We start from the raw sequence: 13,869 nt of genomic DNA, 5'->3' as shown, positions 1-13,869 counted from the left end.
AAAAAACCCCTCGTGCCAGGAGGCAAGCGAGGGGAGCGCGTCGGGTGTCTTGAGCGGGGACATGGAGGCCCCAGCTTCAGCCGACGCGCTTTCCAAGTACGAGAATTCGGGTGCGCATGGCACTGACCCTCCCTCTGGCGGGAGGGTGATGTCAAGTAGGTGGGACGGGCGTCTCATTATGTGAGCCTCTGCGGATGACCATCGTGCCCCCGGAGGAACCGCCCGCCAGTGCGGGCTGGGCCGCTCCGCCCGGTACTGGGAACGTACCGCGCACCAGCGCACGGCGCAGCCTGTACTCGTCGAGCGGGCCGGAAAACGCCATCCCCTGGCCGTGCGTGCACCCCATCGCACGCAGTGCCGCCACCTGCTCCGGCAGGTCCACACCATCGGCCACCGAGCGCATACCCAGGTCGTTTGCGATCCGCAAGAGACCGGCTGTGATCTTGTGTAGGCGGGCGGACTCGACCACACCCTCCACCAGGCCCCGGTCCAGCTTGAGCATGTCCACGGGGAGGCGGCGCAGGGCGCTGATGGCCGCGTAGCCGCTGCCGAAGCCGTCCAGGGCGATTCCCACCCCCAGCCGGTGCAGGGCCGCGAGGCGCCGCTCCAGATCGTCGAAGGGCACCCTGGGGTCGGACACCGCGAGCTCCAGTACCAGGGCCCCCGAGGGCAGGCCGTGCCGGGTCAGCAGGGCTTCCACGGAGCCGAGCGGGAGCGCGCTGTCCAGGAGCCGCTGGGCGGTCATCCGCACAGCCACGGGGACGTCGTGCCCGGCCCGGTGCCGGTCTGCGGCCTGCTCGACAGCCTCCTCCAGCAGCCAGCGCCCCAGCTCGGCGGTGCGCGAGGCGTCCGGTCCGGGGCCTGCGGCGGCGCCCCGGCCCGCCGCGCCCTCGCTGTACTCGGCCACCCGCAGGAATTCCGCCGGCGTGAAGAGGATGCCCTGGGCCGACCGCCATCGGGCCTGCGCGGCGACGGCCGCGATCTCACCAGTGGACAGGGAGACCACGGGCTGGTGCAGCAGGGCGAACTCGCCCTCATGCAGCGCGGTGCGCAGCCGTCCCGCCAGCTCCGCCTTGCGCACCACCTCGGCCTGCATCTGCGGGGCGTAGGTCTCGACGCGGTCCTTGCCGCCCGCCTTGGCCCGGTACATCGCCAGGTCCGCGTTGCGCATGAGGTCGGATGGGGTGATGCCGGGGTCGGCGAAGGCCACTCCGATGCTGGCGGCGACCCGAACGTCGCTGCCGCCGATCCGGTACGGCTGGGAGAGCCTGGTGCGCAGCCGGTCGGCGATCTCGCGGACCTGGTACTCGCGGGCGCTGCGGTCGCGACTGCCGTCGCCCTGGATCAGCGCCGCGAACTCGTCGCCGCCGAGCCGGGCGGCGGTGTCCCCCGCCCGGACCGAGTCCTGGAGCCGTCGGGCTGCCTCGATGAGCAGTTCGTCGCCGGCCTGGTGGCCGATCGTGTCGTTGACCGCCTTGAAGCCGTCGAGGTCGATGAAGAGGACGGCGGTGCTGTGGTCGCCCGCGCGGCGGCCCGTGAGGGCCTGGTGCACCCGGCGGGTGAAGAGGGCCCGGTTGGGCAGGTCGGTCAGCGGGTCGTGTTCGGCGCTGTGCTGGAGCTGGGCCTGGAGCCGTACGCGCTCGGTGACGTCCCGACTGTTGAGGATGAGTCCGCCCTGGTGGCGGTTGACGGTGGACTCCACGTTCAGCCACTCGCCGCCGCCCGACTTGAAGCGGCACTCGATGCGGGTGGTGGGCTCCTCGGCGGGTGGTGCGGCGAGGAAGCGGCGCACCTCGTGGACCACCCTGCCGAGGTCGTCCGGGTGGATCAGGGTGGCCAGTTCGGTGCCGACCAGTTCCTCCGCCTCGCGGCCGTAGACCCCGGCGGCAGCCGGGCTGACGTAGCGCAGGGTCCCGGTGGGTGCGGCGATCATGATGACGTCGCTGGAGCCCTGGACCAGGGAGCGGAAGTGGTTCTCCTTCTGCGCCAGTTCCTGGGTGAGCGCGATGTTGTCGAGCAGCATGATGCCCTGCCGGATGACGAGGGCGAGCACGACGGTGCACCCGGTGAAGACGACCATCCTGTCGACCTTCCGACCGTCCACGACGTTGTAGAGGATCCCGAGGGTGCACACCGCGGCCGCGAGGTACGGCGTGAGGGCGGGCAGCGAGCCGGTGATCGGCCGGCTGTGCGGCCGGTCCCTGCGCGGGTGACCGGCCGGCACCGGGTCCTGGTGGGCGCGCCGGGCGCCCCAGGGTGCATACGCCAGCAGCAGCGAACCGGCGAACCAGCCGGCGTCGAGGAGCTGTCCGGACTGGTATTCGGCGCTCAGCAGGGGTGAGGTGAACAGGGCGTCGCTCAGGACGGTCAGGGCCAGCGCCGCGATGGCGGTGTTGACGGCGGAGCGGTTGGTCTCGCTCCGCCGGAAGTGCAGGACGAGGACCATGGAGACGAGCGCGATGTCGAGCAGGGGGTAGGCGAGGGAGAGTGCGGCGCGCGGGACGCTGCCGGGGGCACCGGATTGGGCGGTCCGTGCCGCGTGGGCCAGGGCGAGGCTCCAGGACAGGGTGAGCAGGGAGCCGCCGATCAGCCAGGAGTCGAGTCCCAGGCACACCCAGCCGGCGCGGGTGACCGGGCGTTTGGCGAGGACGAGCAGGCCCACGATGGCGGGTGGGGCGAAGCAGAGGAAGGCGAAATCGGCGAGCGAGGGCTTCGGCACGTCTTCGCCGAGGATCACCTCGTACCAGCCCCAGACGGCGTTGCCGCAGGCGCCCATGAGGGAGGAGAAGGCGAAGAGCAGCCAGGCGGGGCGCTCGCGGGTGTCGATCGTGCGCGCGTAGCTGTAGCAGGAGACGGCGGCGAGCAGTCCGGCCGCGCTGAGTCCGAAGTCGCCCATGATTTCGGCGAGTTCCTCGGACCCCCAGTTGAGGGCGGCACCGACGGCGTACCCGCCGCTGACGACGGCGAGGACAAGCTGCATCGCCAGGCTCCTGCCTCCGCCCGAGACGGACGGCCGGTCCAGGAGCGCCGCCCCCTGGGTGCTCACCGGTCCCCCTCGCCGGCTGGTTCCGGCGCGGTCCAGTCGCGGCAGCGTCGCTTCCGGCGGCTGTGCCGCATCGGATCCTTCGTCCATTGGCCGTGCATCGCCCGTCGCCCCCCAAAGTGTCCGATCACTCCCCAGCGCCAGACGTTCGCGGCGCAGCCCCTTCTTCCGGACGATACACCACTTTCGTCACTCAGGGACATAGTTGCTCTACTCTCCGTTACCGCGCGGGGAGTTGTGGCGACCGCCCGCATTCGAATGGCTGCGGAGCGTACGCAAAAAAAGGGGGGGTCATCCTGTGATCAGTACGGTGTGCTCCACGAGTTCTCCGGCGGCGAAGCGGGTGAGCTGGCGTGCCAGCAGGCGCTTGGCCCTCGGCTCGAACGCGGAGCTGCTGCCCCCGACATGAGGCGTGATCAAGACGTTCGGCAGGTGCCAGAGCGGGTGGCCGGCGGGCAGCGGTTCCGGGTCGGTCACGTCGAGCGCCGCGCGCAGCCGGCCCGACGCCACCTCCGCGAGCAGCGACCCGGTGTCGACGACGGGGCCGCGCGACACGTTCACGAGCAGGGCCCCGTCCTTCATCCGGCCGAGGAACTCGGCACCCACCAGACCACGGGTGGCATCGGTCAGGGGGGTCACGAGGATCACCACATCGGCGTGCGGCAGGAGCCGGGGCAGGTCGGCGACGGCGTGCACCGGGCCCCGCGGGGTGGTCCGCGCCGCACGGGCCACGCGATCGATCCGCCCGCACTCGAAGGGCACGAGACGGTCCTCGACGGCAGAACCGATGGATCCGTAGCCGATGATCAGAACTGACTTGTCGGCGAGTGCGTCGTAGAAGCCGGAGCGCCATTCCTCGCGGTCCTGCCCGCGGACCATACCGGGGATGCCGCGCAGGGAGGCGAGGGTCAGCGCGAGGGCCAGCTCGGCGGTGCTGGCCGTGTGGACTCCTGCGGCGTTGCACAGCCGTACGCCGGGGCGCAGGGCACCGAGGCGGCCCAGCACGTCGTCGATTCCGGCCGTCAGGGTCTGGACGACCTCGACGGCGGGCATCTCGGCGAGCGGGCGCACGGCGACCCCGGCGGACTTCATGTAGGGGGCCACGTAGAAGACGCAGTCGGCCGGATCGGCCGGGAAGGCGTCCTCGCCGTCCCATTGGCGGTACCGGAAGGAGTCGGGGAGGCCGGCGACCTCTTCGGCGGGGAAGGGGAGCCAGACGTCCCGGGGCGTTGCAGTCATGATCACGAGGCTATGCCAAGCCGTCTTGATCAAGCCGTTAGTTTGGTGGCCCGGAGCGGAGGGGGACGCAGGGGTGGAGCGCAGGTCGATCGGGGCGGGGGCGCTGAGGGTGGGCGCCGTCGGCCTCGGCTGTATGCCGATGAGCTGGGCGTACGCGCCTTCTCGGCGCCGGGGGCACGAGTCTTTGGCCGCCGTGCACGCGGCGCTGGACCTCGGGTCGAACCTGCTGGACACCGCTGATGTGTACGGGCCGTTCACCAACGAGCTGCTGCTCGGACGGGTGCTGCGCGAGCGGCGATCCGACGCATTCGTGTCGGCCAAGGTCGGCCTGCGAGCGGGCGACCAGCACGTGGTGGCCGACGGCAGGCCCGGGTACCTGCGGCGGGCGTGCGACGCCTCGCTGCGTCGGCTGCGCACGGACGTCATAGACCTCTACCAGCTGCACCGGGTCGACCCGGAGGTTCCGGTAGAAGAGACCTGGGGGGCCATGGCGGAGTTGGTGGGCGCGGGGAAGGTGCGGGCGCTCGGCTTCTGCGCACTGGGGGCCGGTGCCGGCCCGGGGGCGGGGCGGCGCGGTGACCGCGGCTACCGGACGACGCTGCGCCACCTGGAGCGGCTGCAGCAGGTGTTCCCGGTGAGCGCGGTGCAGGCGGAGCTGTCGGTGTGGTCGCCGGACGCGGCGCGGCAACTGCTGCCGTGGTGTGCGGCGCGCGGGGTGGGGTTCCTCGCCGCGATGCCGTTGGGCAGCGGTTTCCTGACCGGCACACTCACACCGGGCGAGGGTTTCGAGCCGCAGGACGTCCGGGCCCGGCACCCGCGGTTCACGGCGGAGGCGATGGCTTCCAACCAGGTGCTGGTGGCGGGGCTGCGGCGGGTCGCGCGGCGGCACGGTCCCGGGGTCACGGTCGCGCAGGTGGCTCTGGCCTGGGTGCTGGCCCAGGGGCCGCAGGTGGTGCCGGTGCCGGGCGCGGACCGCGCGCACTGGGCGGTGGAGAACGCACGGGCGGCGCAGGTACGGCTCACGGCCGCGGACCTGGCCGAGATCGCGGACCTTCCGGTGGACGTGGGAGCCTGGGACTGACCGCCCAAACCCACTCGATCGGGTGTACGAGTGGTGGAACTTCGGGAACTGCCCCGGCTGTTGAGACGGGTGAAGGGCAGGATCGGAGGACCGAAGGGAGCAGGGCGATGCGATACGGAAGTTCTCCCGGGCAGGCGGGGTCCGAGGGGCGGGGCGCGCGGCGCCGGAGCGTGCTGGCGGCGGTTGCGCTGGCCGGGTGCGGGGCGCTGCTCGCGGCGGGATGCTCTCCGGACGGCGCCCCGGACACCGGGCGGGGCGGTTCCCCACCGGGCACGACGGCGGCGGGGACCGGTTCGCCCGGACCGTCGGGGACCGCGGCCGCGTCCCCGTCGGTGTCCGGGCCGTCCGCGAAGGGGGCGGTGTCGGTCACCGGCGAGGCCGCCAAGGGCCTCGAATCGCCCTGGGGTGTGGCCCCGCTGCCGGGCGGCGATCTGCTGGTCGCCTCCCGGGACAAGGGGACGATCAGCCGGGTCACGGCCGGATCGGGTGCGGTGACGCAGATCGGTGAGGTCCCGGGCGTGGATCCCGGTGGCGAGGGCGGACTGCTGGGCCTCGCGCTGTCTCCCGACTTCGCCTCGGACCGTCTGGTGTACGCCTATTTCACGACCGCCTCCGACAACCGGATCGCACGGCTGCGGTATGACGAGCAGAGACCCCCCGGGCAGCAACTGGGCGCTCCGGACACCGTGTTCCGCGGGATCCCCAAGGGGCTGATCCACAACGGCGGGCGGATCGCCTTCGGCCCGGACGGGATGCTGTACGCGGGGACGGGCGAGACCGGTGTCACCGGTCTCGCGCAGGACCTGAAGTCGCTCGGTGGCAAGATCCTGCGGATGACCCCGGACGGCGATCCGGTGCACGGCAATCCGGAGGCCGATTCGGTCGTCTACTCCTACGGGCACCGGAATGTGCAGGGCCTCGCCTGGGACAAGGACAAGCGGCTGTGGGCGGCCGAGTTCGGCCAGAACACCTGGGACGAGCTGAACCTGATCGAGCCCGGAGCGAACTACGGCTGGCCGGAGGCCGAGGGGAAGGCGGGCAGGCCCGGCATGCGGGACCCGGTGGCGGTGTGGAAGACCGACGAGGCCTCGCCGAGCGGTATCGCCTGGGCCGAGGGGTCGATATGGATGGCCGGGCTGAGGGGGGCGCGGCTGTGGCGGATCCCGTTGTCCGGGACGCAGCCGGTCGCCGAACCCGAGGCGTTCTTGCAGGACGAGTACGGCCGGCTGCGGACGGTGATCGCTCTCGGCGGTGACCGGCTGCTGCTGGTCACGAGCGAGACGGACGGGCGCGGGTCGCCGGAGGCGGGCGACGACAGGATCCTGACGCTGACGGTGCGGTGAGCGGGGCGCCCGGGCGGGGCCGGCACACCCCGGATCCGGCAGGAGGCTCACCCGCCGGGGCGAGGAGCCCGGCGGCGGTCGCCGACCGGCTCCTCCGCGGGCGGGCCGACCGGGCCGGGCGGCGTGAAGAGCCTCAGCCGGTGGGCAAGGGCGGCCGCCTCCCCGCGGCCGGCGACACCCAGCTTGGACAGGATGTTGGAGACGTGCACGCTCGCCGTCTTCGGCGAGATGAAGAGCTCCTCGGCGATCCGACGGTTGGTGCTGCCCGCTGCCACCAGGCGCAGCACGTCCCGCTCGCGGCTGGTCAGGCCGAGGGCCTCGGCCGGGTCCGGATGCGGTTCGGGATCCGTAGAGGGGGTGGCGTCGGTGGTCAGCGGAATCCGGGCGCGCCGGGAGAGTAGGGCGAGGTCCTCGCTCAGCCGGCGTGAGCCGATCCGGTCCGCGGTGGCGTGGGCCTCACGGAGGAGCGCGGCCGCCGGCTCCCGGTCGCCGACGGCCAGCAGCGCCTCGGCGAGCCGGTAGCGGGCGCGGGCCAGCAGGTACGGGCGCTCCAGCGGGCGGACTGACTCCTCGACGGCACGCCAGTCGGCGACGGTGTCCCGGGCCTCGGCCCGCAGCAGCTCGGCCCGCAGGTACTCGGCGTGGGCGGTCCACACCGGAGCCGGCGTGGCGAGGGTCCGGGCGGCGGTGCGCAGCACCTCCAGGGCGGCGGCGCGGCCGGCTCCGGCGGCGGGCAGCCCGCGGGCGTCCGCCTCGGCGGAGGCGGACGCGAGCAGCAGGGGCCAGGCATAGCGGTGGTGCCCGAGCGGGAAGCCGTGGTCCACGGCGGCGGACGTCTCGGCGCGGACGTCGGCGATCCGGCCCTCCCCCGCGGCGATCCCGATGGCCAGCCGGTGCAGCGGGATCCGGTGCTGGGGCTGGGTCTCGTGTGTGCCGAAGTGAGCGTGGGCGGTGGCGAGCTGGTGGGTCGCCTCGGTCAACTCGCCGCGCGCCAGGGCGAGGTAGCCGAGCCGTGCGGAGGCGGAGCCGCGCGGGGCCGCGCTCTGGCCCACCTGCAGGGTGCACCGGGCGGCTTCGGCGGCCTCGTCCCAGCGGCCGAGGCTGTAGAGGCTCTCGGCCATGTTCCCGGACACCCAGGCCTCGGTGTCCAGCAGCCGCGACCTCCGGGCCAGTTCGGCCCCTTGTTCGCACAGTTCCACGGCCTCACGGGACCGCCCCAGGCCTTCCAGGTGAGAGGTGAGGTTGATATGCGCACGTCCTGCCAGCAGCGCCAGACCGAGTTCCGTGGCCCGTTCCCGGACCGCGTGCATCTCGGCGAGGCCCCCCCGGCCGTCACCGGCGTCGGTGAGGAGCGCGCCGACCGTGATCCGGGCGTTGAGCTCGGTCTCGGCCGCGCCGACCATCCGCGCGTACTCGACCGCCCGTTCGGCAGCGGCGAGGTTGCCCGGTCCCGGCTTGTGGAGCATGCCCCAGCTCGCTGCCCTGACCAGGACCTCGGCGTGCACCTGGGACGGGGGCAGCCCCCGGACGAGCTCCTGGGCCCTGGCTATCTCCTCCCAGCCGTCGCCGCGGCCGAGGGAGGCGACCAGGCGGGAGCGTTCGGTCCAGAACCACGCGGCGCGCAGCGGGTCGGAGTGCTCCTCCAGCAGGCGCAGCGCCGTCTTCGTGATCTTCAGGGCGCGTTCGCGTTCTCCTCCGTAGCGCGCCGCGACGGTCGCCTCGGCGAGCAGGTCGAGGCGACGGAGCGGGGTGGTGGCCGGGTCGCAGCCGCAGGGCGGGTACACGTCGGTGTAGTCGGCCGGGCGAAGGTCCTCGCGGACCTCCTGCGGGGCGCTGTCCCACAGGTCCAGCGCCCGTTCCAGCAGGTTCAGCTGCTCGGAGTAGGCGTGGCGGCGACGGGCCGCGACGGAGGCGGCCAGTACGGCGGGCAGCGCCTTGGCGGGGTCGTTGGCGGTGTACCAGTAGCTGGCCAGCCGGATGACCCGCTCCTCGGCCCGGATCAGGTGCGCGTCGGCCTCCACCGCCTCGGCGTAGCGGCGGTTGACCCGGGCTCGCTCGCCGGGCAGCAGGTCGTCGCTGACGGCTTCGCGGACCAGCGAGTGGCGGAAGCGGTAGCCGTCTCCGTCCGGGGTGGCGAGCAGGATGTTGGCTCCGACCGCGGCCCTCAGCGCCTCGATCAGTTCGTCCTCGGTGAGCCCGGCGACGGCACGCAGCAGCGGGTACTCCACGGTGGAGCCGCCCTCGGCTACGGTGCGCACCAGACGCTGGGCCTCGTCGGGGAGGATCTCGACGCGGACGAGCAGGAGGTCGCGCAGGGATTCCGTGAGTCCGGTGCGGCAGCCGCTCTCCTGGCAGGCGACGAGTTCCTCGACGAAGAAGGCGTTGCCGTCGGACCGGTCGAAGACCGTGTCCACGAAGTCCTCGTCGGGCTGGGCGGCGAGGATGCCGGCGAGCTGGCGGCGCACCTCCGCGCGGTTGAAGCGGGACAGTTCGATCTTCCGAACGGTGCGGAGCCGGTCGAGTTCGGCGAGGAGCGGGCGCAGCGGGTGGCGGCGGTGGACGTCGTCCGAGCGGTAGGTGGCGACGACGACGAGCCGCCCGCTGCCCAGGGTGCGGAAGAGGTAGGAGAGCAGGTGCCGGGTGGAGGTGTCCGCCCAGTGCAGGTCCTCCAGGACCAGGACGACGGTCCGGTCGGCGGCGAGCCGCTCCAGCATCCGGGCGGTCAGTTCGAAGAGCCGGGCGGTGCTCTCCTCGTCGTGCGGACCCCTGGGGGTGTCGCCGAGTTCGGGGAGGATCCGGGCGAGTTCGTCCTCCTGGCCCGCGGCCGCGGCGGCCATCTCCTCCGGGAGCAGCCGGTGCAGGGTGCGCAGCGCCGTCGAGAACGGGGCGAAGGGAAGTCCCTCCGCCCCTATCTCCACGCAGCCGCCGACGGCAACGACGGCGCCCCGCCGGTCCGCCTCGCAGAGGAACTCCTCGGTGAGGCGGGTCTTGCCGACCCCGGCCTCTCCCCCGACGAGCATCGCCTGCGGTTCCCGGACCGCTGCGCGCGTCAGTGCGCCGGTGAGTACGGCCAGTTCGTCGGCGCGGCCGACGAACACCGGGCTGACAGATCTGGTCTCCACGTCGCCGAGCATCGCACAGAGTCCCCGGCCGGCGGCACCCGATACGGGTCTGCTCCGCATCGCTCGCCGGTTCACGCGGGCCGGGGCGCGCAGCGGGTGCCGCGGGGTCCGGACCCTGTCACCCGTTCCCGGGGTTCGTGGCCGCGCGGGGAGGCGCCGCGCGCTTTCCGGGCCTCGCGGACCACCCGGTACGCGGCGGCCTCACGGAGCAGGTCGGCGGTGCGGGCGGCTGCGGCGATCTCGTGTTCGGACATCTCGTACTCCCTGGTCGTGTTTCCCGGCACCTCGATCGGTGTGATCCGAGATTCGCGTCCCAGGGGGTACCGGCACATCGGTCGCATGCCGCATCCGCGGGGTTCCGGAGTCCTTAGTCCCGGGCGCGGTGCGGGGGACGGTCCGGGGGCGTCTAAGGCGCTGACCGGGGCCTGTGCGGCGGCCGGGGCCGCGATCCGCCGGACGGGCCCTACCCCGCCGCCTTCGGGACGGCCAGGAGGAGGTCGAAGTACATGAGGACGAAGAGCAGTACCCCGAGTGCGCCCAGGCCGATGGCGGCCCAGGAGACGGACCGCGCCCAGGCGGGGAGGGTGCGCTCGGGGGTGCCGAAGGCGGGGAGGGCCAGCACGAAGGTGGCGATGATCAGGGCGAGGGCCGAGAAGACGCCGTTGACCATCGCGGTGGTGTGCCAGGGGTTGACGAACTGGGCGGCGATCTGCGCGTTCGCGTCGGCCGCCTGGCTCAGCTCCAGGCGGGCGGCGATGCTCGCACGCTCGGAGACGATGCCGGCGACCCAGCTCCCGCTGAGGGCGACCACGGAAAGACCGGCGGAGACGATCGCGAAGGCAGCGGAGCCGACCTGGCTCGGCTGCTCCACGTCGGATTCCTCCTCGCGGAAGTCGTCGTCGAGCTCGTCGTCGAGTTCGGAGCCGGCGAGCGCCGTGGCGGGGTCGGCCGTCGCGGCAGGGCCGGCGTCGGCCTGGGCAGCGGCGGCTCGGGGGGTCCCGCTCGTGTCGGGGCCGACCGGGGTGTCGGCCTCGGCGGCGTTCGGGGCGGGGGTCTTCGTGGTGTCCATGCGGGGCACCGTAGGGGTCGCGTCTGAGAGTTGCCTGAGGATCCGGTGGCCGTGCCCGTACCGGACCCCGCGGCCGGCGGGGCCCGGGTTGCGTGCCTCAGGAGGTGCGGGCGTCCGCCCACTCGCGGGCGAGGATCGACCACACCTCGGTGTCCTGGCGGACCCCCCGGTGGAGGTAGTTCTCCCGCAGGACGCCCTCGCGGGTCATGCCGAGGCGTTCGGCGACGGCGAGGCTCTTCTTGTTGCCGGTGGCGGCGTGCCACTCGACGCGGTGCATGCCGCGCTCGGCGAAGGCGTAGTCGATCAGGACCCGGCAGGCCTTGGTCACCAGGCCGCGGCCGGCCGCGGCGGGCTCCAGCCAGCAGCCGATCTCGCAGTTCCCGCCGGCGGCGTCGAAGTTGGGGAAGAGCACGCCGCCGACGAGGGTGCCGTCGAGGCGGATGCCGAAGAACCGGGCGCCGTCCTCACCGGCCTTCACGGCGTACTTGGCCAGGAAGTCCCTGGCGGAGTCGACATCCGGGGACCGGTCCGGGAAGCCGACGTACTGCCCGATGAACTCGCGTCCGCGCTCGATGTGCGCGTAGAACTCCTCCGCGTGCCGGGCCTCCAGCGGGAACAGCTGGGCGCCTTCGGCGAGGTCTATCGAGAACATGCGGCTTCTTCCTTGGGTCTCGTGCGGCGGTACGCCGGATCACCGGGAGGCTGGCGCGGGCTCGGCGTCGTCCTCGCTCGTGGCGGGGACGACGCCGGACCGCTGTGCCGGAAGTTTCGCATGCGGTCGGTGTTCTGGGGGCTCGATGCTGATTCGGGGCAGTCGCCGGTCGAGCCAGGCGGGCAGCCACCAGTTGGCGCCGCCGAGCATGTGCATCAGGGCGGGGACCAGCAGGGTGCGCAGCACGAAGGCGTCGAGGGCGACGGCCGCGGCGAGCGCGATGCCGAACATCGCGATGATCCGGTCGCCGCTGAGCACGAAGGCGAGGAAGACGGAGATCATGATGACGGCGGCCGAGTTGATGACCCGGCTGGTCTCGGCGAGGCCGACGCGTACGGCTCGCCTGTTGTCGCCGGTCTCCAGCCATTCCTCGTACATCCTGCTGACGAGAAACACCTGGTAGTCCATGGAGAGTCCGAAGAGCACGGACACCATGATCACGGGCAGGAAGGGTTCGATGGGGCCGGCGCTGCCCAGGCCCAGCCGTTCGCTGCCCCAGCCCCACTGGAAGATCGCGACGACGACGCCGAAGGAGGAGGCGACGGCGGTGACGTTCATGGCCGCCGCCTTCAGCGGGATGCCGATGGACCGGAAGGCCAACAGCAGCAGCACACAGCCGAGGGCGATCACCACGGAGACGAAGAGCGGCAGCTTGCCGATGATGACCTCGGCGAAGTCGTCGTAGGCGGCCGTCACGCCGCCGACGTGGACTTCCATGGAGTTGCCCTGGCCGGCGCGCGGAACGACGTCCTGGCGGAGGGTGTCGACGAGGTCGCTCGTGGCCCTGGACTGCGGGGCGGAATCCGGTACGACGGTCAGGACGGCCGTGTCGCCGCTGCGGTTGAAGACGGCGGGACCGGTGGAGGCGACGCCCGGCGTCGTGCGGAGCGCCTGCGCCAGCTGGTCCACGGCGAGCCGGTCTCCGGCGCCATCCAGGCGGGCGACGACTGTGAGCGGGCCGTTGGCACCGGGCCCGAAGCCCTCCGCGAGCAGGTCGTAGGCCTGCCGGGTGGTGGAGCCGGCGGGGTTGTTGCCCTGGTCGGAGGTGCCCAGGTGCAGGGAGAGGGTGGGCAGGGCCAGTACCACCATGACGGTGGTGGCGACGGCACCGAGCAGCTTGGGGCGGCGCTCGACAAAGGCGGACCAGCGGGCGGCGAAGCCCGAGGTCCGGTCGGGCTGCGGGCCCTCGGCGGCGAGCCTGCGGCGTTCACGGCCGGAGAGGGCGCGCATCCCGATGAAGGACAGGAGTGCCGGCAGCAGGGTGACCGAGGCGGCGACGGTCAGGACGACAGTCACGCACGCGGCTATCGCGACGCCGTTGAGGAAGTTCAGCCGCAGTACCAGCATGCCGAGCAGTGCGATGCAGACGGTGGCACCGGCGAAGACGACGGCCCGGCCGGTGGTGGCGACGGCGCCGACCGCCGCCTCTTCCACCGGAAGGCCCCTCGCGAGGCCCTTGCGATGCCGGGTGACGATGAACAGCGCGTAGTCGATGCCGACGCCGAGACCGATGAGGGTGCCGAGCATCGGGGCGAAGTCGGCGACCGGCATCGCATGCCCGAGCAGGGTGATGCCGAAGTAGGCGGTGCCGACGCTGACGAGGGCGGTCGCGATGGGCAGCAGGCTCGCGGCGAGCGAGCCGAAGGCGAGGTAGAGGACGAGGGCCGCGACGGCCACGCCTATGACCTCGGCGAGGTGCGCGGTCGGCGCCTCGGTGAGCTGGATGGCGCGGCCGCCCAGCTCGACCTGGAGTCCGTCTGCCTCGGTGGTGGGGTTCTTCGCGGTGTCGACGACCGCCCGGGCCTGTTCGCCGGGTACGGAGTCGGCCGGCTGGTCGAAGGTCACCACGGCGTAGGCCGTGCGACCGTCGGGGCTGATGCGCGCGACACTCTCGGGGCCGGGTCCGTAGGGTCCGGCGACCGACCCGACACCTGGCAGTGCGGCGACGGCGTCCAGTGCCCGGGTCATGCGCTGCTCGATGTCCGGGGTGCGTGCGCTCTGATGCTCCGGGGCCCGCCACACGATGGTGTCGGTATCGCCGCCCTGTCCGTGGAAGCCTTCCCGCAGGAGGTCGTTCGCCTTCCCGGACTCGGTGCCGGGAACCTCGTAGTTGTTGGAGAACGCCGCTCCGGCGGTCACTGCGGCCGCCGCCGTCCCGCCGAGGGCGAGCAGCCAGATCAGGACGGCGAGGAGGCGGTGGCGCATGCACCACCGCGCGAAGACTGCCAACGGACGTGCTCCCTGGTGGGTTCGGATCTTT

9 protein-coding genes are annotated in these 13,869 nt (G+C 72.7%); 2 read left to right on the top strand and 7 right to left on the bottom strand.

The genetic code is table 11. The annotated features are described in order from the left end of the window. Positions 1-151: 151 nt before the first annotated feature. Together R4Z63_RS23285 and R4Z63_RS23280 are read right to left on the bottom strand one after the other, a co-directional pair. Positions 152-3,046: a putative bifunctional diguanylate cyclase/phosphodiesterase gene (locus tag R4Z63_RS23285; RefSeq protein WP_384451641.1), complete on the bottom strand. Its 2,895-nt coding sequence runs from the start codon at positions 3,044-3,046 to the stop codon at positions 152-154. A gap of 288 nt (positions 3,047-3,334) precedes the next feature. Further along, the gene (locus R4Z63_RS23280; protein ID WP_384451644.1) at positions 3,335-4,282 is read right to left on the bottom strand and encodes a 2-hydroxyacid dehydrogenase; all 948 of its coding nucleotides are present in this window, start codon (positions 4,280-4,282) and stop codon (positions 3,335-3,337) included. Positions 4,283-4,355: 73 nt separating this feature from the next. Here R4Z63_RS23280 and R4Z63_RS23275 point away from each other — a divergent pair, with 73 nt between their 5' ends. Both R4Z63_RS23275 and R4Z63_RS23270 read left to right on the top strand, forming a co-directional pair. Then, a complete protein-coding gene (locus tag R4Z63_RS23275; RefSeq protein WP_037928161.1) occupies positions 4,356-5,363 on the top strand; it encodes an aldo/keto reductase in 1,008 nt (335 codons plus the stop codon). A gap of 107 nt (positions 5,364-5,470) precedes the next feature. Beyond that, positions 5,471-6,706 carry a PQQ-dependent sugar dehydrogenase gene (locus R4Z63_RS23270; RefSeq protein ID WP_384451647.1) on the top strand — a complete coding sequence of 412 codons (1,236 nt, stop codon included), beginning with the start codon at positions 5,471-5,473 and terminating at the stop codon, positions 6,704-6,706. A 47-nt stretch (positions 6,707-6,753) separates the two neighbouring features. Here R4Z63_RS23270 and R4Z63_RS23265 read toward each other — a convergent pair whose 3' ends face one another. The 5 genes from R4Z63_RS23265 to R4Z63_RS23245 all read right to left on the bottom strand — a co-directional run bounded on the left by R4Z63_RS23265 (position 6,754) and on the right by R4Z63_RS23245 (position 13,838). Further along, positions 6,754-9,840 carry a helix-turn-helix transcriptional regulator gene (locus R4Z63_RS23265; RefSeq protein ID WP_384451649.1) on the bottom strand — a complete coding sequence of 1,029 codons (3,087 nt, stop codon included), beginning with the start codon at positions 9,838-9,840 and terminating at the stop codon, positions 6,754-6,756. A 59-nt stretch (positions 9,841-9,899) separates the two neighbouring features. After that, positions 9,900-10,082: a hypothetical protein gene (locus R4Z63_RS23260; protein WP_384451652.1), complete on the bottom strand. Its 183-nt coding sequence runs from the start codon at positions 10,080-10,082 to the stop codon at positions 9,900-9,902. A 209-nt stretch (positions 10,083-10,291) separates the two neighbouring features. Then, positions 10,292-10,897: a hypothetical protein gene (locus R4Z63_RS23255; protein WP_384451655.1), complete on the bottom strand. Its 606-nt coding sequence runs from the start codon at positions 10,895-10,897 to the stop codon at positions 10,292-10,294. Positions 10,898-10,994: 97 nt separating this feature from the next. Next, on the bottom strand, positions 10,995-11,549 hold the full coding sequence (locus R4Z63_RS23250; protein WP_037928153.1) for a GNAT family N-acetyltransferase: 555 nt from the start codon (positions 11,547-11,549) through the stop codon (positions 10,995-10,997). Positions 11,550-11,588: 39 nt separating this feature from the next. Then, positions 11,589-13,838, bottom strand: coding sequence for an MMPL family transporter (locus tag R4Z63_RS23245; RefSeq protein ID WP_384451659.1), 2,250 nt, complete (start codon positions 13,836-13,838; stop codon positions 11,589-11,591). Positions 13,839-13,869 lie beyond the last annotated feature (31 nt).

The organism is Streptomyces sp. PL-29 (assembly GCF_058344425.1).
The sequence above is the reverse complement of the archived record's forward strand: the minus strand, read 5'-3'. Positions and strand labels throughout refer to the sequence as shown.

What these genes read in the sequence shown, in the direction of transcription:
- R4Z63_RS23280 (WP_384451644.1), bottom strand. Translation starts at nt 4,282, where the DNA reads ATGACTGCAACGCCCCGGGACGTCTGGCTCCCCTTCCCCGCCGAAGAG.
- R4Z63_RS23270 (WP_384451647.1), top strand. Translation starts at nt 5,471, where the DNA reads ATGCGATACGGAAGTTCTCCCGGGCAGGCGGGGTCCGAGGGGCGGGGC.
- R4Z63_RS23265 (WP_384451649.1), bottom strand. Translation starts at nt 9,840, where the DNA reads ATGCTCGGCGACGTGGAGACCAGATCTGTCAGCCCGGTGTTCGTCGGC.
- R4Z63_RS23260 (WP_384451652.1), bottom strand. Translation starts at nt 10,082, where the DNA reads ATGTCCGAACACGAGATCGCCGCAGCCGCCCGCACCGCCGACCTGCTC.
- R4Z63_RS23255 (WP_384451655.1), bottom strand. Translation starts at nt 10,897, where the DNA reads ATGGACACCACGAAGACCCCCGCCCCGAACGCCGCCGAGGCCGACACC.
- R4Z63_RS23250 (WP_037928153.1), bottom strand. Translation starts at nt 11,549, where the DNA reads ATGTTCTCGATAGACCTCGCCGAAGGCGCCCAGCTGTTCCCGCTGGAG.